Here is a 23,348-nt window from a genome sequence, read left to right as displayed (position 1 = left end):
TGAAAATTTACAAGACCACAACTTAATCAAATTCGATCTGACTTAATTTAAAAAAAACTATTTTATAAAGGCTCATCAAAAAATTGACAATGGATAATGCAGTCATTGTCAATCTTTTATGTGTAGATAGCCAAAATGTTTTTTTGATTAAAAAAAACTATTAATTTTTAACTTTGTGCTACATAAGTACAATTTTTAACATAGTAATATATCTGCCAAAATGGCAAGTCAAAAACAATTGCATCAGCTAAGTTATTGATAGCAACACAAAGTTGTTTGAACTAAAAAAACAAAAGGATAAACACATGATTATTTCCGATCTAAATCATCTAGAAGTTATTGATGAAGCAGTAGAAATTATGGGTGGAGATACATCACTTCCAACTTATGACTTTTTTGCTTTAGCAAATGCAGGGTCGGTTGCTGACGCTATCGGTTCTATTTCTCAAACTTCAACTATTACACAAACAGGTGCAGTTGCTGGTCTTTTCTCCAAGTCTCTATCTTTATCTACCTCACTTGCGGCTAATTAGTTGAGTATTTTGAGGAGAAAGATTGCTGGAAGTAAGTTTTTTTTAAAGCTTTCGGCAGTTCTATCCTCTATTTACTCTAAAACTTAGAGTTTTGCATAATTCAAAAAGCAAAACCGCCAGGTTTGCCAAAAAAGCATATTAGCCTATGTCCAAAATTGTCTAGAAATAAAACTACGGTCAGTGCTTGTTAAGCCTACTTTAGCTTGATTTTTTAATTAATTAGACTTGTAAAGGAGAGATATAGTGAGCAGATTAGCAATTAACAATTTAAGTTTTTTTGATTTATTAGCACCCAACGAATCAAAACTAAAAGGTGGCGCTCTTGTGCCATTTCCTTCTACGGCTTTAGATACTGACCTTGATACTAGGTTACTTACAGGCTACACCAATACTGGTAACTTAGAAAATGGATTTAACATCCAAACTTTAACCCTTGGTAGTGGGGCTGGTGCGGCGGCTTCAGCTGTTTCAATATTCGGTCAAGCTACCGCCGATGCTGACGCTGTAGTTTAAGCTCGTTCGGTTGATATTTAGCTACCTATCGATACAATCACAAAAATATCTGGGCTGGATAATCGCGATCGCTAAATATTGCGATTGCTGAGTAAATATAATCCTCACTTCTAATCTGCTTTTTAAAAGTCCGATTTAGAGGTGATTTTTGTTTGATTACTTTCAAATAAAATACTGGATTTAAAAAATCATTTTTAAATTAAATAAATGCCAATTTGGCAACACAGTTTCAGTCAAATTAATTATATTACTTATAGCAACCAAAAAGTTGCAAACAATCTCAACTACCTAGCAGGAGAAGACAATGATTATTACTGATTTGAATCATTTGGAATTAGTTTCGACAACTGATGTTGTCGGCGGTTCTGGTACGTTTAATTACTCAGACTTTGTAAGCCAGTACGCAACACTCTATCAAAATAGCTATGCTACTGCTGATGCTGAATCTCAATTTGGCGATGTAGATGCAGAAGCTGTTTCTTACAACGTTGGTGCAATTGAACAAAACGCCTAGAGTTTTGCTCTGTTTAATTGGTTGCTTAGTTACATTGAAAAATTGTTGACGCAACTTGTAATCCTTGTTATTAAAGCTAAGGTTTGAGTTGCTTACTAAGGAGAAAGAAATGGTTATCACTGATTTGAATCACTTGGAATTAGTTTCAACAACTGATGTTGTCGGTGGTTCTGGGTATTTTAGTTACTCAGACTATTTAAGCCAGTCCGCAGCACTCTATCAAAATAGCTATGCTACAGCCTATGCTGAATCTCAGTTTGAAGATGCAACGGCAGAAGCTGTTTCTTACAATGTTGGTGCAATCAGTCAAAGCGCCTAGAGTTCTGCTCTGTTTAATTGGTTGCTTAGTTACATTGAAAAATTGTTGACGCAACTTGTAATCTTTGTTATTAAAACTAAGGTTTGAGTTGTTTACTAAGGAGAAGACAATGATTATTACTGATTTGAATCATTTGGAATTAGTTTCAGCAACTGATGTTGTCGGTGGTTCTGGCGAGTTTTATTTCTCAACAAGCTTACAGCAGTACGCAGGACTCTATCAATATAGCTATGCTAAGGTTGATGCTGAATCTCAATTTGGCGATGCAGACGCAGATGCTGTTTCTTACAATATTGGTGCAATCGAGCAAAGCGCTTAGAATTCTGCTCTGTTTGACGAATTGCTCGATACAATAAGAAACTTAAATAATAAAGACCTTGCTTTTAATAGCAGGGTCTTTATTATTTGAGTTAACTATATTTATCAAAACAATGTACTTGGTTCTTACGTCTAAAATTTACTTTATTTTTCCATAAACCAATATATGCCAAAATGGCAACCTTAAGTTCGTGCAAATGAGTATATTATTCTTAGAAACTTAACAAAGTAGTTTCAATAAAAACACCACTTGGAATAAATCAAAATGATTATTGCGGACTTACACCATCTACAAGTAGTTGAAGAAAGTTCTATTATTGGAGGCAATGGAAATAATAGCTTATTTGAATTATTAGATGTTACTTACCAGCAAGCCTCTTTAATTCAGTTGGGTCTTTCATCGGCTCAAGCTGTATCGTTAGTTGGTAATGCTAGGGGTTCTGCTCTGGCTGTAAACATCCCTAGCATTACCCAAACTATTTAGGCGGATGTTTGTTTAAGAGAATGCTTATTGGGCTTAATTCAAGCATAAGTTAGTAAAAGAATATTGACTTCACGTTCCCAACTCAGTTTGTGAAAATTTTGCATAGTTTTAGCTAAAATAAGGAGAAATTATGAGTGTACTATCCATTAATGATTTAAAATTTATTGAATTCATCTCATCGGCAGATAGTAAAATTGTAGGCGGCAACCAGTGGGATATAATAATTGGCTTATTACCTATTGGGATGCTCCCAGCAATTAGGACTTTAAATCCAGACAATGAAGATAGTGTTACCGATAATGGCACTGTGACCCAAGAGTCACAAGCTATGGCTTCTTTTAGTAGTGACAAGGGTGGTTCAACACAAACTTATACGTCTTCAAGTTCAAGTTAGTTTTTTACTAAAAATTAACCTTTGCTAAAAACAGTCTAAGATCGCTAAGTCTTAGACTGTAATTTAAACAATAGTTATAAAACCTTACTTAAATAGGGTCGAAAAATGACTGCGCCTCTAGCAATGCTTATAGAACCAGATAAAATTGTTAGCCTGCTGAAAAAAAATATCCAATTTAAAGAAGTATATCAGCAGGTTTTACATGAAAACATTATTCAAAAAGCTGCACAAGAAAGAGGGGTAACAGTTAGCAGCCAGGAAATTCAGGCGCAATGCGATCGCCTGCGTCATGAGAAACGCCTGGAAAGTGCCTCTGACACCATGACTTGGCTTGCAGATCAAATGATTGCAGTAGAAGAACTAGAAATAGGTATTCGCGATCGCTTACTAGCCGAAAAGCTGGCTGATTATTTGTTTAATCAAGATGTAGAAAAGTTTTTTGCTCAAAATAAAATTGACTTTGAACAAGTTTTAATTTATCAAATAGTGGTTCCCTACCCAAAACTTGCTCAAGAAATTTTGTACCAAGTTGAAGAAGCTGAAATTAGCTTTTATGAAGCTGCTCATCTCTATGATATTGACGAAAGACGGCGCTATCATTGTGGTTATGAAGGCAAGCTTTATCGTTGGAATTTGAAGCCTGCTATTGCCGCAGTTGTTTTTAATAGCAAAAAAGTTGGTGAATTAATTGGACCAATTACTGTTGATAAACAAAGCCATTTATTAATGGTCGAACAGTTTATCCCAGCAGAATTAACTCCAGATATATATCAAAGTATTCGCCAGCGATTATTTAAACAGTGGCTTGATGGCGAACTCAATTATTTATTACATAATAGTTAAAATTTTACTAAATACTAAAAATAGTTTGCTGACAAGTTCTACTTACGAAAGTTTTAACGCAAACAACTAGGTTTTTTCTTAGTTTTATATTTGATACCTATTAAACCAATAAAAAATAGCGAACCTAGCAAAGCTTCTGGTTCAGGGACTGCAACGCTCCCTTGATTGTTCTTATCTTGGATCAAAGTTATATTAGTTGAATTTTCAAATTGATGGTTAAGGGAGCCTTGTAATAAAGCACTGGTGACATTTCTAGTTGGCTCGGAGTTGCTAGATAAAGTGCTACTTGCTAATAAAAAATTGTTACTGGTTTGTAAGCTTAAAGAATTATTAGAGATAGGAAGATCTAAGCTGAAAGAAAGCAAAAAAGAATCATATACTAAAATTGGATCGAGAGTATCCACCAATAAAAAAGATAATTCTCCAGAAGCACTAGCAGATTCATTAGATGACAAGTTATCAGTCAATGTTAGTGAATTTACAGCAGCTAGAAAATCAAACGAAAAAGTTTCCCCAGCGTCAATTGTAAAGTTACCAATAATTTGAGCTTCACTTTGGGCGGAACTAAAATAATCACTGCCTTCTCCACTAGCACTACTCAAAATTTCACTGGTTGTTAACGTTGGCTCTACGAAAAAATTTGCTTCTGCTTGAGCTACACTAAAACTTGAAGAATTGGTTAAGGCGATCGCTAAAGTTGTAGTATCAGTAAAAGTCTGCGTTGTATCAGGTGAATGACTAAAGTTAGTTAGTTCTGTTGATATTTGGGAAAATGCTATAGAGGCAGCCTGACTAGGCAAAATTGAGATAATTATTGCAATTTTTGTTAAAAACGAAGTAGTTACTAAGGGCAAAAAAAATCTATAAAATCTAAGTTTTTTAGGCATAACATCCTGCTACTTACGTTTTTAAGAATAAAATTGACCAAGCGGTAACAATTTTAAAATTACGTACAATTGACAAAATAATATTATTGCTTTTGTCTAATTGCTTGCTAGTTAATAAGCAATATAGATGCTAGCTATTATTAGTAATTTGTAGTTAACAACAATAGTAAAATTAATTACTGAGTAGATCAAACGAGGTTTTTAAATTAATTATATCTTAGTAGAAATTTGGGATATTTTCTATTAAGAATTAGTAAGTATGTAGAATTTATCTGTAAAGATTGATTAAAAATACCTACTCAATTTAGGCGTTAGATTTGGGTAAAGGAGAGCCGAGAGTAGTGAGATTAAGTGCGTAGCCGCCAGTAACTAAATAAACACTTTGGGAAATCGCTCCTATGCGTCGGACTAAACTACCTAGGCGATCGCGAAATGTTCTGCCACTAGGATACGCTGGTACAACGCCCCAGCCCGTTTCTTCGGCAACAAAAATTATTTCTTGCGTGCATTGTTGTAAAGTAACAAGCAAATTTTCTACAATTTGCTCCCATTGGCGCTCGTCAGTGTCTAATAAATTTGCCACCCAAGTACCCAAGGAATCTACCAATAAGCAACTAGAAACAGGGGAATTGGCGATCGCATCTATTAATTCTAATTGGGGTACTTCCCAAGTTGACCAATGTTCCGGGCGACGGTGACGATGCTTGTCTAGGCGCTGCACCCAATCTAAATCATTAGGATCGACTAAAGCTGTGGCTAGATAAATAACCGAATTATTGGACTTAAGCGCTAAATTTTCTGCCCATTCGCTCTTGCCTGAGCGAGCGGGTCCTGTAACTAAAACAATTTCCATATAATTGCCGTTGCAAGTCCAAAATCTACCAATATTTTTGTATTCGTCGCTCGTCTTAGATAAAATAACTAAAATCCCGACGTACCAAACAGACATTCAGCCCAGACCAAAACATGAATGACTACCTAATTGTATGCTTTAGCCATTGCTAGTTTGAATTATGAAAGCAGATTTAAACAAAATTTTGGCAGCCTTGCAACAGATAGAACAAAATCCCAACTTTTGCGATCGCTCCTTAGTCACCCCGGAGCAAGATGATACCGCCCCTAACCAAGCCTCGGAGCCGATTAATCAAGCGGCGACACCTTCATCTTCTACCCCAATTCCACCCCTCCAACCAAATCGTAAAGTTCCTGCCCTACCTACATTCAATTTGAATCAGGAGGAAAGTCTCTCAGAGGCTCCTACCACTAATGTAGTCGCTGCCGCCACCCCACTACCGACTAGATTAATGGAGGAAGCCCAGCAAGTCGTCCAGCAAATTGAAAATCTTTATATGGAAGGACCAATTGTTGATGGTTGGCTAGAGTCCTACCCTTGTGAATCGGCAACAAGTAACGATGACACTGTAGATTACGTTAAGGCGAGTAGTTTGGAACAAGATAAGGTCGTTTGGGAAGCCCCCCGCTCTTGCTACCGTCTAAATGGTGTCAGCCAGACAGGTCAACCGTGGTCTTATCCTTGTCCGCTTGAACAATTGCCTAGTGTAAGTGTAGCGATCGCGCGTTACGAAAAATTGCAGCAATTACTCGCTCGCAAACGGGACTTAGAAACCCGCCTCAAACAACTGTAAATACTAAATTTTTACTCGTTCATATTGCGATAAGTGGCAACGGCGGAAGGAGAAATTCTGTTTAAATATCGGAATATCCAGTACTTAAATATAGTATCTAAAATTACCGGAAACGTAGCAATAAATAGAAATATAAAACCGTGATTTTCTGGTAATCCTAAATGACGAGCTACACCAGCCAAAATGACTTCCCAACCGTGAGGTGAGTGAAAGCCAACAAACATATCAGTAAATAAAATAATAATAAATGCCTTAGCACTATCGCTTAAGCCATATACAACCTGATCAATAAAATCTTTGAGAATTGCGATCTCGCGTTTACTAGCAATAATTAGCCAGACAAAAGCTCCTAAAGCACACAAATCTGCAAATACATTCTCGATCGCATCGGTGCTTTCTTGGCGATAGTTTTCAGCAATCTGACTTACTTTAGCTTTAAGTTGTTCTTCTAAAACTGGCGGAGGAAACTCTGCTGAACCCGTTAATAGTTGTTCAAATTTAAGCTTTTCTTCAAATTTTTGCATTTCTCCTAAAGCTCTTTCTTCCATTTCATAATTAATAAATATATCTAAGTTTGAGTTGGCTCTTACTCTCTCAACTATTGGACTAATAACTAAATGTTTTGAAAGCTGAAAAGTCAAAAAAGGTACTATCACTAATAATAAAACTAATCTTATAGATACAAAAGTTCGTTTTTGAGAAAACCGGAATTTTTGGACAACTTCAGTTTCTGATTTGGGGTCTAATTCAATTTTTAGGCGGTTGAGGGTGCTTAATATCGAGCGAGGCAAAACACTGGTTTCTTCTGCTTTGCTTTCTGAACGTTTAGTTAATTTAGTAGATGGTGATGTTTGCGGAGGATTGTCGATAGAAACTCGTTCAATCTTCGTAATTTGAGGCGGCACATCTACAGGGGAGCTAGTCTCGCTTACCGTGTATTTTCCCACTACTCGATCGATAAAACTTAGTTTTTCTAAAATAGAATTAGCATAGTTTTTAGATTGCAGGTCAAAACTATTATTAGCCGTTAATACACCATTATTTTTTGCTAATTTGAGAGTTTTTTGATTAAAATTACTAAACCACGAACGGCTAAGATTAAATTCTGTTAGGCTCATGCGAACAGTCTTCAAAAACTTACCAAGTTCGGAGTGAAGATAAGTCATCACGCTATTGCCATACGAGTCGCAGCGATCAGGTATCTTTTCGCCATTAAAATACTCGTCTTCCATCGCCTTAATTAGGGAAGCAGCCTCATAGGCTCGATTAAGACTCCGCTCTGTTGTCTGCAAGTAGCGTTGGTAGGCAGCGTGTAAGTAAGAGGATATATTGGGAAGCAAACTAGACTTTTTCATGCAGAAAATTATCCAGCCTTATTTTGGCAATTTTTAAGCTTACATTAATGTACGAGGGATCTTAGCAAATCTACGAGGTAAGAGTTGGTACGATTAGATTCTGTTTGGGTAGCAGGTTCGAGCAATACTGGGAAAACTACGCGCTTAGTCGAGCAATTCTGTCTATGGATGGAGTCAGATGGTGAAGAATATAGCCAAGCTTCTAACCGCAGACATAAATCAAAGGCGCTGAAAATTCCGCCAAAGTTAGATCGTCAACAAACTAAGCCAGCAGTCTTAGTTTTTGCCGCAAATAATGACAATCGACAGCAATTAGTCGAGCGCATTGTCACTGCTACTAGGGGAAAGTATCCTATCCGCGCCAAGACACCATTGGGGTTCTTGCAAGACGAAGTAACTTTATATTGGCCGTTGCTCATTGGGTTACTGAATCTCAAGGCGCAATTTCCGGTGAGGTTGCGTCCTGAAACTGAGCAAGAATTAGCAACCAAATTATGGAATCAACTAGATGGAGAAATATTTGCGGCGGCGGGCGTAAGCGAGTATCGATTGGTGCGGCGCATTCTAGACTTATTGCAATTGGCTGCTTATAGCGGTACGCCGACAGAAGAAATAGGTACAGTTTTGGAGCAAGGATTAGAGGATTCGGAAGATGTAATAGACTATGCTCAATTGTTGTTACATTGGCGTAGTTGGTGCAGGGAAAGGGGTTTATTGACTTACGGCACAATTACCGAATTGTACTACCAACACTTATTGCCCGATCCAAACTACCAGCAGCACTTATTGCGGCGCTATCGCTATGTACTAGCGGATGATGTAGATGATTATCCAGGGGTTGCGCGTTATTTATTTGACTTTTTGCTCGATCGAGGTGTTGTCGGGGCTTTTAGTTATAATCCTGACGGTGCAATTAGGTTAGGGTTAGGCTCCGATCCAGAGTATTTAGCGAGTTTGACTTCGCGCTGTCAAAAAGTAGAAACCTTGGTTGCGCCACCAGTGAAGTCTTTAGCAGAGATTGCTACACTAATGACCGAATCTGTCAGCCAACCACTAACGCTAGTCAGCTTACCTAGCGCAGTACAGACAATTGCTACTACTTCCCGCGCCGAATTGCTTAGAGAAACAGCCGATGCAGTTTCCCGCGCCGTAGAATCGGGAGTAGTGCAGCCGCAAGAAATAGCAATCATTGCTCCAGGCTTGGATGCGATCGCACGTTATAGCTTAGTTGAAATTTTGCGTAAACGGGGAATTGCCGTAGCGCCAACCAACGATCAGCGTCCTTTAAACAGTTATCCAGCAATTCGCGGCTTATTAACTTTGCTGGCTCTAGTCTACCCAGGTTTAGGGAGGTTAGTAGACAGGGATGCGGTAGCCGAGATGTTAGTTGTCCTCAGTCCCGATTTGACTACTCAAAACACCTACAAGATTGACCCTGTAAGGGCTGGTTTAATCGCTGATGCCTGTTTTGAACCCCACCCCGATCGCCCGAACTTGCTGCCTCACTGGGCCTACGATCGCTGGGATAGATTGGGCTACACTGCAACCACCGCTTACGAGCAGCTATTGCAGTGGATAGAAAAACAGCGCTCTCAGTACGAGATGCGGCTTTTGCCTAGCCCAATTTCTTTATTAGATAGAGCAATTCAAGACTTTTTATGGCAAGGTAGCAATCTGCCCTACGATCTTGTAGCAGCGCTTAGAGAGCTATTAGAGACGGCTCAACATTATTGGGAAGTGGACATGAGGTTGAAACAAATTGACGCGGACGACGCGCCTGTAAATGCCACCATAGCTCAATTTATTAACTTGCTCCGACGGGGGACTATTACCGCCAATCCTTACCCCGTGCGTCCTATTGGTGCAGCAAGTCGCGCTGTTACCTTAGCAACTATCTTTCAATACCGCTCTAGCCGTCAGCGTCATCGCTGGCAATTTTGGTTAGATGCGGGTTCTCCCTTGTGGTTGAGTGGCGGTGCGGCGACTTTATTTGGTGCTAATTTATTCTTGCAACATCGGTTTGCGCGTCCTTGGACAGCCGAAGAAGCAAAGCAAGCTGATGAGGAGCGTTTGCAAAGGATTATCCGCGACTTATTGGGGCGCGTGGAGGAGCGAGTTTACTTGTGTCATAGCGAATTAGCTGTAAATGGACAAGAGCAACTAGGTCCCTTATTAAACTTAGTTAATGCGTCGCTTCCCGTTGTTTCTGAAGCTGCAACCAATCCCGAATCTCTTGAGCTAACCAAATAAGTTCAACCTCGCTTAAATTATGACCAAATGAATATCTAGTAAATTTATTGACTCTATTTTTTTTTCTTGTTGTTAAAGTTACGCCTCTTTCTTGTTTTCTTCCCTCGCTTTGAAAAGAAACGTCTTCAATTAGTAGGGTTATTCCCTTGTGTTTCAAATGATTAATACCAAAAAACTGCTCATTTACCTCAAAATAATCGAGCTTAAATTTAATCTCTGTATTAGTAAAGTAGTAGCTCATGGATGTAGCAGATGACAAAATGGTTAATATAAATAAACCAATTATAGGTGATTTTATTAATAACAAGAAACCAACAGCAAGCATCGTCATAGCACAAGCTCTTAGAAGTTGACCTATGAATATTTCTATGCTTGATGACATTCTTAATTTGGTAATTGGTCGAATATTAATTGTAAATTTATCGAGAGACTTATCTATATCAACACGCTTGCTAGAAGAAAACTTAATCTTTTGATTATTTGTATATAGCGTTGATAATGAGCTATTTGTAACACGCTGAGAATTTTTAAGGTCTGTAAGTGCTTGTTCAACTATACTAAATCTTCTTTCTAAATTTGGCTCTGTCAAGTGTTCAAGCCAACGCACGAAACCGGGACTAACATTTATTTTGTCGCTAAAGTGAATGCGAAAATCTTTTTGAGGCAAATCCGCCGGAGCAATACCTGTTAGTAAATGAATTAAAGTTGCTCCCAGTGCGTACAAATCTGAAGCGCGAACTGCTCTACCGCCAAACTGCTCTATAGGTGTGTAGCCATAAGTTCCAACTACTGTAAATGTTCCTCCTTCTTTGGCGGCGCTGTCTTGTACTGCACCAAAATCTACTAAATAAACTTGCTCGTCTTCTCCCAAAATTAAATTACTAGGCTTAATATCTCTGTGCAATACTGGAGGATTAAGTTGATGCAAGTACAGCAAAATATTTAAGATATCGATAGCTATTTTAATTAATTGTTTTTCAGTAAACCTCTGTTTTTGATTAAGCAATTCTTTTAAAGAAATACCAGGAATATAGTCTTCTACTAGCGCAAACCACAATAAGCGATCGTCATTGCAAAAGTAATCTCTATACTTAGGAATATGAGGATGATTTAACTGTTTGAGTACCTGGGCTTCGCGCTCAAATAACTTGAGATTTTCCCATTGAATTTGTCCGCCAAAGGCTAATAGTTTAATTACAACTTGAGGATTATCTGGCGCTCCTGAATCTATTGCTAACCAGGTTTGACGCGCAGTATTGTCACCTAACTTTTGTTTAAGTTGATAACGATTTTGTAATAAGGTTTCTGCTTCTAGCATTTTACAATTATCAAAACTCTCTTATGTCTTTATGGGCTGGTTATGTAGATAGTCTAACTTGGGAGCCAGTTTGAGCTTTATAAACTTCAATCCGAGCTTGGAAGGCTTCTTTAAAGTACGGCATATGAGTAACAGCTAGAATGCAGGCAAAATCAGGCGCGATCGCATTTATGGCTGCAATTAGGCGATCGCATCCTTCCCTGTCTTGCGTACCAAAGCCTTCGTCAATAATCAACATTTGCAGAGATGCACCAGATCTTTGAGCAAGGAGTTTTGCTAGAGCTAGGCGGATTGCAAAGTTGATTCTAAAAGCTTCTCCACCCGAATAAGTCTCGTAAGCTCTAGTTCCCCGCGCGTCAGCAATTAAAATATCTAAGGTATCGATCAATTTAGCGGTTTTTTTAGCTGCTTTGCTACCTTTTCCAGCTTTTTGGGTGACAAATTGAACGTGCAATTGATTTGCACTAAGCCGCGCCAACAACTGATTGGTTTCTGCTTCTAATTGAGGCAATATATTCTCAATCATCAGCGCTTGAATACCGTTTTTACCAAAAGCTTGGGCTAATTCTTGATAAACGCGATATTGTTGCTTAATTGCTTGCAATTGTTGTTGCTGCTGCTCGTACTGAGTTTGTAGAGTTTCTAATTGCGCCGCTAATTGTTGCAACCCGCCTAGCTTGCTTAAATGTTCGTCAAGTTCCCTCCGCCCCTGCGCCAACAGTTGTTCTAACTTTTGAATTTCTGTAGTAGTGTTTGGCGAAGCTTCCAATTGTTGAGTCAGGCTATCAATTTGGGTTGTTATTAGTTGTCTTTCTGTTAGTCTTGATTCTGTTGCTTTGGTTAATTCTTGAATACGCTCTTGAAGTTCGGGATATGCTTTTTGAGCAGAAGTTAGCTCTTGAAAGCGCAATTGCCAAGCTTGAGAATTCTTGAGCGCCATGCGTAGGGCGTTGTGTTGCTCCGTACTGTAGCCAATTTCTTGAATAGAGCTTTCTACGGTGGCAATTTTTCTAGCAATCGGCGAATTAGTTGCTTGTTGGGCGATTTGGGCTTGCAAGTTAGCAATTTGGGTTTCTATTTCTGGCTTACGGGCGGCGATTTGGGCTTGCCTTTTTTGAGCATCTTTGATTTGCCCTTGACGAATTTCCGCCCAGCGCCACCTTTCAATTTCGCTCCTAGCTAGGGCGTGATCTTGCTCGTTATAGTTGAGCTTTTGCAACTGCGCGTCTAATTGACGTAATTCTATTTGTATATCTGGGGCGTAATTGCCCGAAGCTAAGGCAGTTTCTAACTGCTGCTTTTCTAGCGCAATTTGGCTCAATCGCTCTTTTTCATCAGTTGTTGCTGTTAGTTGGGCGGCTAATTGTCCTCTTTGCTCTCTTAAAGCGTCATAATCGGCTAATTGTTGATTTAATTCTCGGTATTCTTGGCGCAATACTTGAATTTCGCTATCGGAAGCTGCTATTTGCTCTTTACCCACCCACAACTGCTCTTGGACATCTTGCTGTTGAGTTTGAGTTTTTTGGACTACTCGATTCCAGTGATGTTCGTCTAAAGGGCGATCGCATAACGGGCAAGTAGCATCAGGGTTTTGCAGCATTTGCATTTTTTGCTCTAATTCCCTAATCAGCTTCTCACAGTCGCTCTGGTGGGCTAATAGGCGTTCCATAAAGTGGCGGCGCTCTTGTCCTTTTTCCCGCACTCTTTCCAAATACACCCGTTTTTTTTCTAATGCCTCAATCTGCTTTCCAACTTCTGTTACAGCTTGTTGCAGTTGGGGTTGACGTTGTTGTTTGGCATTTAGTTGTCTTTGGGAGGCTTGGAGTTCTTCAATTTTGGCACTCATTCGCGCTTGCAATCGCTCTAGTTGCATTTGTAGCGTTGTACGTTGTTGCAGTAGTGGCGATACTTGCACTTGGAGGTTGTCTAATTGCTGCAAACGATTTTTGGCTTCTGCAAGTTGAGCTAAGGCGCTTTGCACTTCAGACACTTTACTCAAAGTTTGGTTAATTTCTTGCTCTTGCTGCTGCAAGGCTACTAATTGCCCTTCTATATGCTGCAATTGGCGCTGAATATCGTTAATCTGCGCTGCTTTTTCCTGCTGCAACTGCTGCATTTCTACGGTAGCTTGGGAATGTTGTTGAAATTTGCTAGATAGAGCTTCTTCTTGAGCTTGCAAGCTTTGGTATTCTCTATAACCTGTAGCGATCGCATTTTCTTGCCTTAATAGCTCTAACACTACTTCTAGCTGCCCTTCGACGGCGGCTTTATCTTGACTTAAACGGCTGCTATCTTGACTCAAATTAAGATGTTGTTGCCTAAGAAAGCCTAATTGTTGCTCCCAACTTTGCCTTTGGTGCTGCACTACTTGCAAGCTCTGCACTTTGACATTGTTGTAAGCTTGTTGTTGTTGCAGATGGTTGACTTTTTCTTCTAACTGGGTGCTTAAAGTTGCTACTTCTAGACGTTGTTGCAACTGAGTCTGCATTGACTCCAAAGAGCGCTCTACTTGCTCTGCTTGTCCTTTAAAAGAGCGAGATAAATCTTTTGCACGTTCTTCCAAGTCGTCGTATTGATTGAGTTTTAATAGCTCTGCCAATATTTCTTTGCGCTCGTTGGGGCGCTTGAGCATAAATTCGTCGGCTCTACCTTGGCGCAAGTATGCCGAATTGATAAAGGTATCGTAGTCTAGTTTGATATGAGTTAATATTTCCTGTTGAGTCGCGCGTACGCCTTTTGCCGTCAAAGCTTTAAATCCGCTAGGTGTATCAACTTGAAACTCTAACGAGCTACTTTGTCCCCGGTAGCGAGTGCGAATTACTTTATATGTATGGCTAAAGCTTGTAAAAACAAAATCAACTCTGACTTCTTTCGCTCCAGTTTGAATCACATCATCTTCACTAGAAGCGCGACTTTCTCCCCAAACAGCCCAAGTTATTGCCTCTAAAAGGGAAGACTTTCCCGCACCATTAGCACCGCAAATGCAAGCTGTGTGCAACCCGTTGAAGTCTAAGGTTGCATCGTTATAGCTCAAAAAGTTTTTTAAAGTTAGTTGTACGGGAATCATCCAAGCTCAAGCGCCATCTACCTTGGGTCAAAACAGTACATATGCACTGCTGCCTAGTGTATCTATTGAGAAACAAGGATTCTAGCTATTTAGCTACCAATTAAACAATTCTTAATATTATGGAGGCGATCGCCTGCAAGTCCACACAAAAAAACTCTTGGGAGTCTTGCCGTGTTTCGACCCCAAGAGCTTTTTCGATTCTGTTCGCTCCTCACACAAGACAAATATATGTTGGATGTCTAGGGCGGGGATCGAGGTGAGTGACACTTTGAGTATTGGCACTTAGGCATGGCTAAGTCGCCCTAAAATAGAAGCTATGCTCTTAAAATTACGCCCTCAATGACCGAAAACGCAATTAGTACCGAAAATCTCAGCCGTAATTTTGGTCAAGTCCAGGCGGTAGATAATCTATGTTTGCAAGTACCGAGAGGAATTGTCTTTGGTTTTTTGGGTGCTAATGGTTCGGGAAAAACTACTACAATTCGGCTGCTGTTGGGGCTTTTGGAACCAACCCAAGGGCGCGCGGAAGTATTAGGATACGATACGAGATCCCAAGCTAATTCTATTCGCCGTCGCACTGGGGCATTATTAGAGCATCCCGGCTTGTACGAACGACTGAGCGCTGCGGATAACTTAGAATTTTACGCCAGAGCTTGGCGCTTGCCCACACTTCAAAGGCGATCGCGTATTAAAGAATTATTAACTAATTTGGGCTTGTGGGAACGCCGTCATGAAAGCGTAGGTACTTGGAGTAGAGGCATGAAGCAGCGTTTAGCGGTAGCTAGAGCGATGCTGCACCATCCGCCATTAATTTTTTTGGATGAACCTACGGCGGGGTTAGATCCAGTAGCGGCGGTGGCTTTACGGGAGCAATTGCAAGTAATGGTAGAGCAAGAAGGAGTAACGGTATTTCTAACTACCCATAACTTAAGCGAGGCTGAAAAATTGTGCCAGCTTCTCGCTGTAATTCGCCAAGGTAAATTAATCGCTGTGGGAAATCCAAACGAGTTACGAGACAAAGCAAGCGTTCCCCGTATAGAAGTTGTGGGGAGGGGGTTTACGCCACAAGTGCAAAGCTACTTGCAAAATCAACCAGGAGTAACAGGAGTAAATATTGCTGGAGAAGTTTTGACGATTAATTTACATAAACCAACAAGCGCCGCGACCTTAGTCAACTTGCTAGTGCGCGAAGGAGTACAAATAGAAGAAGTCCGTAAAGGTAGCGCTAGTTTGGAAGATGTATTTTTAAACTTGATGGAGGCAGAAACTCCTTTAAATACATAAAATCTAATAAAGGCAGCCTTACACATAGATAGGTTTGCTGTTCAACTTAAAAATGGAGATAAGCCGCAAGTTCTAATGGACGAACTAGAGGAGTTTTTAGAAAAAAAATTGCGATCGCGCATTCAGCGACAAAAGAAAATGGCACAACAGACTAGGGTAGGTATTTCAAATAGTTAGAATTAATGCAGACTTCGCCGATATTTGGACGGTGATGTGGAAAGAATGGCGAGAATTGCTGTTTAGTCGCGGCAATTTACGGGCAATTTTATTAAGCTTACTACCATCAGTATTAATATTTGGCATTGTGCTACCTGCTCAAGTTGGGCGGGTGTGGGTAGAGTCGCCTTTGTCAATAATATTGTGGGGTTGGCTGGCGATGCTTCCTGTTACGGCGATAATTGCTGATGCGTTTGCTGGCGAAAGAGAGCGTCATACTCTCGAAACTCTTTTAGCAAGTCCCTTATCTGAGCAAGCAATTTTATTTGGTAAAGTAGGAGCGGCTGTCGGCTATGGTTGGCTGCTGGCGCTGATTATGCTGGTTGTTGCTTTAATTACAGTTAATGTTGTTGATGGTAATGGCATTTTACTTTACCCCATAGATGTTGCTGTTGGTGGCGGCATCTTGGGCTTGTTAACTGCAACTTTATCTGCAAGTATTGGCGTACTTGCTTCTTTACGTGCTGCTACCGTAAAACAGGCCGCTCAACAACTGGTTTTTGCTTCTATTGCTTTGACTTGGCTACCTTTATTTGGTTTAAGTTTGCTCCCAAGTCAGTTACAGGAAAGTTTAATTGTATCGGCTAAAACTGGCAGTAATACAGCGATTTTCTTGTCGGCTTCCGCGGTATTAATCGGGTTAGATTTTGGCTTGTTGATGTTGGCGATGGCAAGGTTCAAGCGATCGCTTTTAATCAGCGATTGAAAACTCTCAATAAAAGCAAAATTTCAGTAGACCTCTTGCAAAAGCCCGCCTAGCTCACCTTGGGTTTTAACCCAAGGCTAATAGCTAAAGTCAGCTTAAGCCGACTGAAGAAAAAAATTTTAGACTTTTGCAAGAGGTCTAGTAATCAAAGTACCTATGCGATCGCCTTTTAATCACTTTGACTATCTACTAATTCAAAATTAACCTTGTTGTATAAGTCTTTTAGAGCAATATGCAAAGAAACTGAGCTTAAAGAAATTGTCTCATCTTCAGCGTTGTATACCCGCAATTCCCAGCGTTTTTCCCCAGTTTTGGCATACTGTTCTACATAGATGCGATTTTGGTCTATTAGCAGATATTCCTGAAAACTAGGGATTGTGCGGTAGTCTTCAAATTTCGCCTTGCGATCGTATCCTTGAGTAGATTTTGATAATACTTCAGCAATAATCAAGGGATTAGTAATTGTGTCAGTGCGATTAGAAAAATATTGTGTCCCACCTGCAATTAACATGACATCTGGATAGGTGTAAATCTGCTTATCAGGTATCCATAGACGTACATCTCCCACATAGACTTCGTAATCTTGCGCTCTAAAAGCACCATTTAGAGCAAAACTTAGATTCAGGGCAATTTTATTGTGATTTGTTGAACCACCAGTCATAGGAAAAATTTGTCCGTTGATGTATTCGCTCTTTGACTCTGCTTTTTCCTCTAGTTCGAGGTATTCGGTGGGAGTGTAGGATTGCTTGGTTGCTACTTGCATAAATTTAGTGAATGCGATCGCTAGTTTTTAACTATTATCTCTCGTACTAAAGCCGCCAGCCTTTCCGCACTATCAACTATGGCAATACCTTGTGATTTTTCTGCCATCGCTTGCAACGGTTGGGGGGAATTTAGCAAACTCAATACTTTACTTTCTAGCAACGGTTGGGTTAGTTCCGCTTGATTAAAAACCAACGCCGCACCAGCAGTTGTAAATACTTCAGCGTTGTAAGCTTGATGATTTTCCGCCGCGTAAGGATAGGGAATCAAAATTGCTGGAGTTCCTGTTACTGCTAATTCTGTTAAACTAGCCGCACCCGCGCGACTAATAGCTAAATTTGCTCTATTTAATAACGCTGCCATGTTGTCATAAAAAGGCATAGTCAAATATTGGGGATGACTCAAGTTGCCAGCATCAGGATCTTTATCCCCCGTTAGATGCACCACCCAAGCACCCGTAGCGCACCAAGCCGGAACGCACTCGCGTACTAACTTATTTACCGCTACCGCGCCTTGAGAACCGCCAAAAACGACAATTAACGGCACATTTTCAGGAACCCGTAATTCTAAAGGTAGTTGTTGGGAACGAAATTGCGATCGCACAGGAGTACCTGTATAGATAGTTTTTACGCTAGGTAAACGCTTCGCAGCGCTCTCAAACCCAATTGCAACTACAGTACAAAAACGGCTAAAAGTGCGGGTAACTTTGCCAGGGAGGGCATTTGATTCGTGGAAAATTACTGGTAAACCAAGAAGTCGCGCGGCAATTACTGCGGGAGCCGAAATATAACCACCTGTTGTAAATACACCTTGAAAATTGCCTTGTTTTAACAGCTTTCGCACTTCAAAAATTGATCCAACTAGGCGAGTTACAATCTTAAAAGTGCGATAACCGAGCTTTTGCTGAAAACCCTCGACAGCAACCGTATTTAACGGATACTGAGACGGGACTAACTGAGTTTCTAACCGATTGGGGACACCCAACCACTCAATTTGATAATCGCTCAATTGTTCCGCCACAGCCAGCGCCGGAAATAAATGTCCACCCGTACCGCTTGCAGCAATTAGTAATTTTATCGGTGTTACCATCTAATTTTTACCTAAATTGCCTTAAAATCGAACAACTAACCAAGCTATCATTTATGCGAACAGTTCTAAATTTTTCTCACAAAAACCGCTTATTTTCCTTTAGCTTAGGATTGCTGACTCTAGCTTTAGTAACAATCAGCGATCGCACATTTGCCGCACCCCCAGCCACCGCACCTCCTCAGTTGCAAAATATGCTACTTCAAATTGATGCGGCAGCAAACAAAAAAGACATTAAAGCAGTAATGCGATTTTATAGCCCAACTTTTACGCATACCGATGGCTTAACTTACCAAGACTTAGAAAAAGCACTAACTGGGTTGTGGCAGCGTTATCCACAACTAACATACAAAACCCAGTTGCAATCTTGGCAAGCTGAAGGTAATGGAATTGTCGCTGAAACCGTTACAAATATTACTGGCACTCAAACCCAAGACAGCCGCAATTTGGCACTGAAGGCAACAATTAGAACTCGTCAGCGCTACGAAAATCAAAAAATTGTCAGACAAGAAGTTTTATCCGAGCGCAGTCAATTAACCACTGGCACAAAGCCGCCAACTCTTAATATCAAGCTGCCACAAACCGTTAAACCCGGACAGCAATACAACTTTGATGCTGTGGTGCAAGAGCCATTGAAAGACGATTACTTACTAGGAGCCGCCGTTGAGGAGGCTGTAGCAACAAGTCAGTATTTTAACCCTACCCAAGTACGGCTAGAATTGCTCCCGGCGGGTGGATTGTTTAAAATTGGTCGCGCTCCAGCAAGTGGAAGCGATCGCTGGTTGTCGGCGGTGATAGTCCGGGGAGATGGTCTAACTCAAGTAACTCAACGCCTTAATGTATTAGGAGACGGGACTCGTCCCCAAACTGGCGGTAGCAGGTTGAATATTAGAGGAGACGGGAATCGTCCTCAGCCTAGTGGAAGGAGGTTGAATATTAGATAGGAATTAGGTAGATGAGGAGATAATTATTTTAACTTCTGTCTTCCTTGTCTACAAATTATTATGGTGTCAATTCAAGACCAAATTGTTCTAATTACTGGTGCAAGTAGTGGTATCGGCGAAGCTTGCGCGAGAGTATTTGCTGAAGCTGGAGCAAAATTGATCCTTGTAGCAAGACGACTAGAGCGTTTAGAAAAGTTAGAAAAAGAACTTAGTAATACTTCAGTTCATTCTTTAGCGTTGGATGTATGCGATCGCGCTGCTGTACAATCTGCTCTTGCTAATTTACCTCAGCCTTGGTCAGCGATTGATATTTTGATTAATAATGCTGGTTTAAGTCGTGGCTTGAATAAACTCCAAGATGGAGATTTTCAAGACTGGGAAGAAATGATCGATACCAATATTAAGGGCTTACTGTACCTCACACGCTTCGTTGTACCGGGGATGATTAGCCGGGGTAGAGGTCATGTAGTCTTTCTTGGCTCTACGGCGGGACACCAAACTTATCCCAATGGCAATGTCTATTGTGCAACCAAAGCGGCGGTTAGAGTAATTTCTGAAGGCTTGAAACAAGACCTTTTGGGAACCCCGATAAGAGTAAGTTCTGTAGATCCAGGGTTAGTGGAAACAGAATTTAGTCAAGTACGCTTTCGGGGAGATAGCGATCGCGCTAAAACTGTCTATCAAGGACTTACACCCCTAACACCAATGGATGTTGCGGAAGTCATACTTTTTTGCGCCACCCGTCCGCCTCATGTCAATATTAGCGAAGTGTTGCTAATGCCTACCGATCAAGCGGGTTCAATGCTGTTTAATCGCCAAACTTGACTAAAAGATGCAAAATAAAGTAACTCAATTAACGGCAATTAATACAGCAAAAATACTAACGAGTGTCTGCTTAATTGGCTTTGCTATGGTTTTTGGAGTCCAAGATTTACGGCAGGTAATTTATCTATGTCTGCATATAAGCTATTGCACTTGGTGGATTTTGGAGCAGTGGTTTTATCCCGCCCGAAAGCAGATGTTTAACGAGCCTGTAGGGATTTCGGGGTTTGTTTTTAGTTTAGTGTTTGTGGGACTTTTGTACGCTTTACCAGGTTATTTAGCGTTTATTAATCCCGTACCGCTATCATTTACCGCAATCGCGATCGCATTACCACTGTATATTTTTGGTAGCTTAATCAATACCAGCGCAGATGTACAAAAAATGACCGCCAAACAAGAAGGAGCAACCCTCGTTAGCGATGGTATTTGGCGCTTTTCTCGCAATATTAACTATTTTGGCGACCTTGATGCGTTATCTCAGTTTTAGTGTGGTGGCGGGTTCAATTTGGGCTTATTTAGTGCCAAGTGCGATCGCTTTGCTTTATCTGCAACGCATTTCCCAGAAAGAGCAGACTATGGTAGAAAAGTATGCAGAATATACAACCTACCAGCAATCTAGCCGCCGATTGATTCCGTTTATTTGGTGAATTACTAACTCTGCATTACAAATATTCCTGCCTCTTTAGCACTTTGAACCAAACTATGATTCCAACGGACGCAGAACGAATTGAACTATTCATCACCCGTTGGCAATCCTCTGGCGGTAACGAACGCGCCAACTATCAAATGTTCTTTGCGGAACTATGCGATGCCTTGGAGGTAGACCGTCCCGATGCGAAAGGTAGCATTTTGAACGATCCCTACTGCTTTGATAAAGACCTCAAAATTTATCATCCAAGCGGCAAAGTGACATCAGGCTATATTGATTTTTATAAAGCCGAGCATTTTTTGATTGAAGCAAAGCAAGGTAGCGATAAGACGGGGAAAGGGACGGCAAAGCGAGGCACTAATTCTTACTTGAAGGCGATGGAGGCGGCATTTGTACAAGCGATCGCCTCGCCTATACGCGCAATCTTGCCAGCAAGCCGCCGTTTGTGTTGACCTGCGATATTGGGGATCATTTTGAGTTGTGGACAGGGTTTAATGGGGATTACGGCGGCTACGGGGCGCGTCGAGATATTTTACTAACAGAGTTACGAAAGCCAGAAATTTTTGACCTATTTGTAGATATTTTTACTAACCCGCAGAAACGAAATCCTGAAAAAATTGCCGCCAAGGTGACGCGAGAGGTAGCTTCCGATCTTGCAGAATTATCGAAAAAGTTAGAAGGTTTGCACGAACCCCAAGAAGTTGCTCATTTTCTGATGCGCTGCATTTTTACAATGTTTGGGGAAGATGTGGGATTGCTGAAAGAGCGGTTGTTTACAGAGGCGCTGGAAACACGGTGGTTGCAAAATCCGAAAACTTTTAAGCCAGAAGTTGCAGCGCTTTGGCAGGCAATGAATGACGGTACAACCTTTGGGTTTTATGGCAGATTATTACAGTTTAATGGGGGTTTGTTTGCAGAGGCGATCGCTTTTGATTTGACTCAAGATCAGCTTGAAGGGTTGCTGAAGGCGGCAAAGCGGGATTGGCAAAATGTAGAGCCTGCTATTTTTGGGACGTTGTTGGAACGGGCGCTAGACTCGAAAGAACGGAGCAAGTTGGGGGCGCACTATACTCCTAGATCCTATGTGGAAAGGTTGGTGCGTCCGGTGGTGATAGAGCCGTTGCGATCGCAGTGGGATTTGGTGCAAGGGGAAGTGATGCAACTGTTGGGAGATGTGGAAACGAAACCTACGGCTGCTCAAGAAAAAAAAGCGATCGCAGCTTTAGAGGAGTTTTTGGCAAAATTGCAAAGTCAGCGCATTCTCGATCCGGCGTGTGGGTCGGGAAACTTTTTGTATGTGACGATGGATTTGATCAAGCAATTAGAGTCGGAGGTGTTGCGCCGACTGGAAGATATTACAGGTAAAGTACAGTTGCGGCTAGATATTGCTCAGGTAAATCCTGGGCAGTTTTTGGGGATTGAGATTAATCCTCGTGCGGCGGCGATCGCGGATTTAGTAATCTGGATTGGTTATTTGCAGTGGCATTTCCGACGCTTTGGCAATATTCCGCCTGTGGAACCTGTGTTGCGGGAGTACAAAAACATCGAGTGTCGAGATGCGGTGTTGGCGTATGACGGGAAGGAGGAAGATATCGATCCCAAAACGGGTAAGGTAAGAACTCGTTGGGGTGGGCAGATGATGAAGCATTCAGTAACGGGGGAAATGGTTCGCGATCCAAGCGATCAAATCCCGATCTATCGGTATATCAATGCACGTCCGGCACAGTGGCAGGAAGCAGATTATATTGTGTCCAATCCTCCGTTTATTGGAACTAAAAGAGTCAAAGAAATATTAGGTGATGAATACATTGAATCCTTAAGGATTATATATTCAGAATTGCCAGAGACAATTGATTATGTAATGTATTGGTGGAATAAATGTAGTCTGCTTTTAAGTTCTAATTGTCTAAATTGTTTTGGCTTAATTACAACTAATAGTATTAAGCAAATTGAGAATAGAAAGATTATTCAGGAACATACACAAAGCAAGAACCCAATATATTTTTCTTTTGCAATTCCAGATCATCCCTGGGTAGATGGAGGCGCATCGGTCAGAATTGCAATGACAAGTTGCCAACTAGGAAATGACGAAGGAAAATTGGTAGTGCGTCAGATTATTGTGGGATAGGTCACGATATCATTCCAAGTCCATGGTCGAGAGGTTAATCCTGCTCGTTGTGCGGCAGTGGACTTGAACCGACTATGCTGCCAAATCCAATTGAAGTAACTGATACTAAGTTGTGGTCAGAGGTAGTAGAGTATTAAATAAAGAAAACTTTGGCAAAGATAAATGTATAGGAGTCAAGTAACGCAAGCCTGTCCTCATCTAGACCTAGAGACAGTCAAGCAGAGAGTAAAGTTAGCGTCATCCCATTGGGACAAACAAAAATGGCTGGTGATATACAATGCACTAGCCGCCCCCAGAACCTCCGCAGAGA

At 40.8% G+C, this 23,348-nt stretch carries 23 protein-coding genes and 2 pseudogenes; 17 read left to right on the top strand and 8 right to left on the bottom strand.

Going from position 1 to position 23,348, the window contains the following annotated elements; genetic code table 11:
* Window positions 1-272: 272 nt before the first annotated feature.
* The 8 genes from AC2VE5_RS17695 (at window position 273) to AC2VE5_RS17660 (ending at window position 3,918) form a co-directional block, all read left to right on the top strand.
* The gene (locus tag AC2VE5_RS17695) at window positions 273-533 is read left to right on the top strand and encodes a hypothetical protein (protein ID WP_486889032.1); all 261 of its coding nucleotides are present in this window, start codon (window positions 273-275) and stop codon (window positions 531-533) included.
* A gap of 243 nt (window positions 534-776) precedes the next feature.
* The gene (locus AC2VE5_RS17690; protein ID WP_486889031.1) at window positions 777-1,046 is read left to right on the top strand and encodes a hypothetical protein; all 270 of its coding nucleotides are present in this window, start codon (window positions 777-779) and stop codon (window positions 1,044-1,046) included.
* Between the two features lie 304 nt (window positions 1,047-1,350).
* On the top strand, window positions 1,351-1,560 hold the full coding sequence (locus AC2VE5_RS17685) for a hypothetical protein (RefSeq protein ID WP_486889030.1): 210 nt from the start codon (window positions 1,351-1,353) through the stop codon (window positions 1,558-1,560).
* A 109-nt stretch (window positions 1,561-1,669) separates the two neighbouring features.
* A complete protein-coding gene (locus AC2VE5_RS17680; protein WP_486889029.1) occupies window positions 1,670-1,879 on the top strand; it encodes a hypothetical protein in 210 nt (69 codons plus the stop codon).
* Between the two features lie 109 nt (window positions 1,880-1,988).
* A complete protein-coding gene (locus tag AC2VE5_RS17675) occupies window positions 1,989-2,198 on the top strand; it encodes a hypothetical protein (RefSeq protein ID WP_486889028.1) in 210 nt (69 codons plus the stop codon).
* Window positions 2,199-2,462: 264 nt separating this feature from the next.
* Window positions 2,463-2,681: a hypothetical protein gene (locus AC2VE5_RS17670; RefSeq protein WP_486889027.1), complete on the top strand. Its 219-nt coding sequence runs from the start codon at window positions 2,463-2,465 to the stop codon at window positions 2,679-2,681.
* Window positions 2,682-2,811: 130 nt separating this feature from the next.
* Entirely contained in the window at window positions 2,812-3,075 is a 264-nt protein-coding gene (locus tag AC2VE5_RS17665) for a hypothetical protein (RefSeq protein ID WP_486889026.1), read from the top strand.
* 105 nt (window positions 3,076-3,180) lie between these two features.
* Window positions 3,181-3,918: a peptidylprolyl isomerase gene (locus AC2VE5_RS17660; RefSeq protein WP_486889025.1), complete on the top strand. Its 738-nt coding sequence runs from the start codon at window positions 3,181-3,183 to the stop codon at window positions 3,916-3,918.
* A 53-nt stretch (window positions 3,919-3,971) separates the two neighbouring features.
* On the opposite strand, the gene AC2VE5_RS17655 is transcribed toward AC2VE5_RS17660, so the two are convergent.
* A complete protein-coding gene (locus AC2VE5_RS17655; protein WP_486889024.1) occupies window positions 3,972-4,805 on the bottom strand; it encodes a hypothetical protein in 834 nt (277 codons plus the stop codon).
* Between the two features lie 304 nt (window positions 4,806-5,109).
* On the bottom strand, window positions 5,110-5,658 hold the full coding sequence (gene cobU, locus AC2VE5_RS17650) for a bifunctional adenosylcobinamide kinase/adenosylcobinamide-phosphate guanylyltransferase (protein ID WP_486889034.1): 549 nt from the start codon (window positions 5,656-5,658) through the stop codon (window positions 5,110-5,112).
* 160 nt (window positions 5,659-5,818) lie between these two features.
* Here cobU and AC2VE5_RS17645 point away from each other — a divergent pair, with 160 nt between their 5' ends.
* Window positions 5,819-6,451 (top strand): hypothetical protein, encoded by a 633-nt coding sequence (locus AC2VE5_RS17645; protein ID WP_486889023.1) that lies wholly within the window; start codon window positions 5,819-5,821, stop codon window positions 6,449-6,451.
* 11 nt (window positions 6,452-6,462) lie between these two features.
* Here AC2VE5_RS17645 and AC2VE5_RS17640 read toward each other — a convergent pair whose 3' ends face one another.
* Window positions 6,463-7,806, bottom strand: coding sequence for a proton extrusion protein PcxA (locus AC2VE5_RS17640; protein WP_486889022.1), 1,344 nt, complete (start codon window positions 7,804-7,806; stop codon window positions 6,463-6,465).
* Window positions 7,807-7,890: 84 nt separating this feature from the next.
* On the opposite strand from AC2VE5_RS17640, the gene AC2VE5_RS17635 reads away from it, so the two are divergent.
* Window positions 7,891-10,056, top strand: a complete 2,166-nt coding sequence (locus tag AC2VE5_RS17635) for a recombinase family protein (RefSeq protein WP_486889021.1) — start codon at window positions 7,891-7,893, stop codon at window positions 10,054-10,056.
* Here AC2VE5_RS17635 and AC2VE5_RS17630 read toward each other — a convergent pair.
* Together AC2VE5_RS17630 and sbcC are read right to left on the bottom strand one after the other, a co-directional pair.
* The gene (locus tag AC2VE5_RS17630; RefSeq protein WP_486889020.1) at window positions 9,989-11,374 is read right to left on the bottom strand and encodes a serine/threonine protein kinase; all 1,386 of its coding nucleotides are present in this window, start codon (window positions 11,372-11,374) and stop codon (window positions 9,989-9,991) included. The two genes, AC2VE5_RS17635 and AC2VE5_RS17630, sit on opposite strands and share 68 nt — an antisense overlap.
* A gap of 40 nt (window positions 11,375-11,414) precedes the next feature.
* Window positions 11,415-14,441, bottom strand: coding sequence for an exonuclease subunit SbcC (gene sbcC / locus AC2VE5_RS17625; RefSeq protein WP_486889019.1), 3,027 nt, complete (start codon window positions 14,439-14,441; stop codon window positions 11,415-11,417).
* A 339-nt stretch (window positions 14,442-14,780) separates the two neighbouring features.
* Between sbcC and AC2VE5_RS17620 the strand changes: the two genes are divergently transcribed.
* Together AC2VE5_RS17620 and AC2VE5_RS17615 are read left to right on the top strand one after the other, a co-directional pair.
* Window positions 14,781-15,725, top strand: coding sequence for an ABC transporter ATP-binding protein (locus tag AC2VE5_RS17620; protein WP_486889018.1), 945 nt, complete (start codon window positions 14,781-14,783; stop codon window positions 15,723-15,725).
* A gap of 211 nt (window positions 15,726-15,936) precedes the next feature.
* Entirely contained in the window at window positions 15,937-16,647 is a 711-nt protein-coding gene (locus tag AC2VE5_RS17615) for an ABC transporter permease subunit (RefSeq protein WP_486889033.1), read from the top strand.
* A gap of 169 nt (window positions 16,648-16,816) precedes the next feature.
* Here AC2VE5_RS17615 and AC2VE5_RS17610 read toward each other — a convergent pair whose 3' ends face one another.
* Together AC2VE5_RS17610 and murG are read right to left on the bottom strand one after the other, a co-directional pair.
* Window positions 16,817-17,410, bottom strand: a complete 594-nt coding sequence (locus AC2VE5_RS17610) for a Uma2 family endonuclease (RefSeq protein ID WP_486889017.1) — start codon at window positions 17,408-17,410, stop codon at window positions 16,817-16,819.
* 20 nt (window positions 17,411-17,430) lie between these two features.
* Window positions 17,431-18,498 (bottom strand): undecaprenyldiphospho-muramoylpentapeptide beta-N-acetylglucosaminyltransferase, encoded by a 1,068-nt coding sequence (murG, locus tag AC2VE5_RS17605; RefSeq protein ID WP_486889016.1) that lies wholly within the window; start codon window positions 18,496-18,498, stop codon window positions 17,431-17,433.
* Between the two features lie 53 nt (window positions 18,499-18,551).
* On the opposite strand from murG, the gene AC2VE5_RS17600 reads away from it, so the two are divergent.
* The 5 genes and pseudogenes from AC2VE5_RS17600 to AC2VE5_RS17580 all read left to right on the top strand — a co-directional run bounded on the left by AC2VE5_RS17600 (window position 18,552) and on the right by AC2VE5_RS17580 (window position 23,038).
* Window positions 18,552-19,439: a Cif family virulence factor gene (locus AC2VE5_RS17600; RefSeq protein ID WP_486889015.1), complete on the top strand. Its 888-nt coding sequence runs from the start codon at window positions 18,552-18,554 to the stop codon at window positions 19,437-19,439.
* A 60-nt stretch (window positions 19,440-19,499) separates the two neighbouring features.
* Complete coding sequence (locus tag AC2VE5_RS17595; RefSeq protein ID WP_486889014.1) at window positions 19,500-20,264, top strand: SDR family oxidoreductase; 765 nt, start codon at window positions 19,500-19,502, stop codon at window positions 20,262-20,264.
* A 7-nt stretch (window positions 20,265-20,271) separates the two neighbouring features.
* Window positions 20,272-20,908, top strand: a pseudogene (locus AC2VE5_RS17590) (DUF1295 domain-containing protein).
* 55 nt (window positions 20,909-20,963) lie between these two features.
* The gene (locus AC2VE5_RS17585) at window positions 20,964-21,362 is read left to right on the top strand and encodes a type IIL restriction-modification enzyme MmeI (RefSeq protein WP_486889013.1); all 399 of its coding nucleotides are present in this window, start codon (window positions 20,964-20,966) and stop codon (window positions 21,360-21,362) included.
* Complete coding sequence (locus tag AC2VE5_RS17580) at window positions 21,356-23,038, top strand: DNA methyltransferase (RefSeq protein WP_486889012.1); 1,683 nt, start codon at window positions 21,356-21,358, stop codon at window positions 23,036-23,038. Before AC2VE5_RS17585 ends, AC2VE5_RS17580 begins: the two co-directional genes overlap by 7 nt.
* On the opposite strand, the pseudogene AC2VE5_RS17575 reads toward AC2VE5_RS17580, so the two are convergent.
* Window positions 23,020-23,151, bottom strand: a pseudogene (locus AC2VE5_RS17575) (IS1 family transposase); the annotation flags it as partial. The gene AC2VE5_RS17580 and the pseudogene AC2VE5_RS17575 sit on opposite strands and share 19 nt — an antisense overlap.
* Window positions 23,152-23,348 lie beyond the last annotated feature (197 nt).

The sequence above is a fragment of the Aliterella sp. E5.1 genome (assembly GCF_057473825.1).
The sequence above is the reverse complement of the archived record's forward strand: the minus strand, read 5'-3'. Positions and strand labels throughout refer to the sequence as shown.

Excerpts from the sequence above, each read along its gene's own strand:
- cobU (WP_486889034.1), bottom strand. The coding sequence starts at position 5,658 with ATGGAAATTGTTTTAGTTACAGGACCCGCTCGCTCAGGCAAGAGCGAA.
- AC2VE5_RS17670 (WP_486889027.1), top strand. The coding sequence starts at position 2,463 with ATGATTATTGCGGACTTACACCATCTACAAGTAGTTGAAGAAAGTTCT.
- murG (WP_486889016.1), bottom strand. The coding sequence starts at position 18,498 with ATGGTAACACCGATAAAATTACTAATTGCTGCAAGCGGTACGGGTGGA.
- AC2VE5_RS17645 (WP_486889023.1), top strand. The coding sequence starts at position 5,819 with ATGAAAGCAGATTTAAACAAAATTTTGGCAGCCTTGCAACAGATAGAA.
- AC2VE5_RS17610 (WP_486889017.1), bottom strand. The coding sequence starts at position 17,410 with ATGCAAGTAGCAACCAAGCAATCCTACACTCCCACCGAATACCTCGAA.
- AC2VE5_RS17615 (WP_486889033.1), top strand. The coding sequence starts at position 15,937 with ATGTGGAAAGAATGGCGAGAATTGCTGTTTAGTCGCGGCAATTTACGG.
- AC2VE5_RS17630 (WP_486889020.1), bottom strand. The coding sequence starts at position 11,374 with ATGCTAGAAGCAGAAACCTTATTACAAAATCGTTATCAACTTAAACAA.
- AC2VE5_RS17640 (WP_486889022.1), bottom strand. The coding sequence starts at position 7,806 with ATGAAAAAGTCTAGTTTGCTTCCCAATATATCCTCTTACTTACACGCT.
- AC2VE5_RS17600 (WP_486889015.1), top strand. The coding sequence starts at position 18,552 with ATGCGAACAGTTCTAAATTTTTCTCACAAAAACCGCTTATTTTCCTTT.
- AC2VE5_RS17685 (WP_486889030.1), top strand. The coding sequence starts at position 1,351 with ATGATTATTACTGATTTGAATCATTTGGAATTAGTTTCGACAACTGAT.
- AC2VE5_RS17675 (WP_486889028.1), top strand. The coding sequence starts at position 1,989 with ATGATTATTACTGATTTGAATCATTTGGAATTAGTTTCAGCAACTGAT.
- sbcC (WP_486889019.1), bottom strand. The coding sequence starts at position 14,441 with ATGATTCCCGTACAACTAACTTTAAAAAACTTTTTGAGCTATAACGAT.
- AC2VE5_RS17595 (WP_486889014.1), top strand. The coding sequence starts at position 19,500 with ATGGTGTCAATTCAAGACCAAATTGTTCTAATTACTGGTGCAAGTAGT.
- AC2VE5_RS17680 (WP_486889029.1), top strand. The coding sequence starts at position 1,670 with ATGGTTATCACTGATTTGAATCACTTGGAATTAGTTTCAACAACTGAT.
- AC2VE5_RS17620 (WP_486889018.1), top strand. The coding sequence starts at position 14,781 with ATGACCGAAAACGCAATTAGTACCGAAAATCTCAGCCGTAATTTTGGT.
- AC2VE5_RS17665 (WP_486889026.1), top strand. The coding sequence starts at position 2,812 with ATGAGTGTACTATCCATTAATGATTTAAAATTTATTGAATTCATCTCA.
- AC2VE5_RS17585 (WP_486889013.1), top strand. The coding sequence starts at position 20,964 with ATGATTCCAACGGACGCAGAACGAATTGAACTATTCATCACCCGTTGG.
- AC2VE5_RS17660 (WP_486889025.1), top strand. The coding sequence starts at position 3,181 with ATGACTGCGCCTCTAGCAATGCTTATAGAACCAGATAAAATTGTTAGC.
- AC2VE5_RS17655 (WP_486889024.1), bottom strand. The coding sequence starts at position 4,805 with ATGCCTAAAAAACTTAGATTTTATAGATTTTTTTTGCCCTTAGTAACT.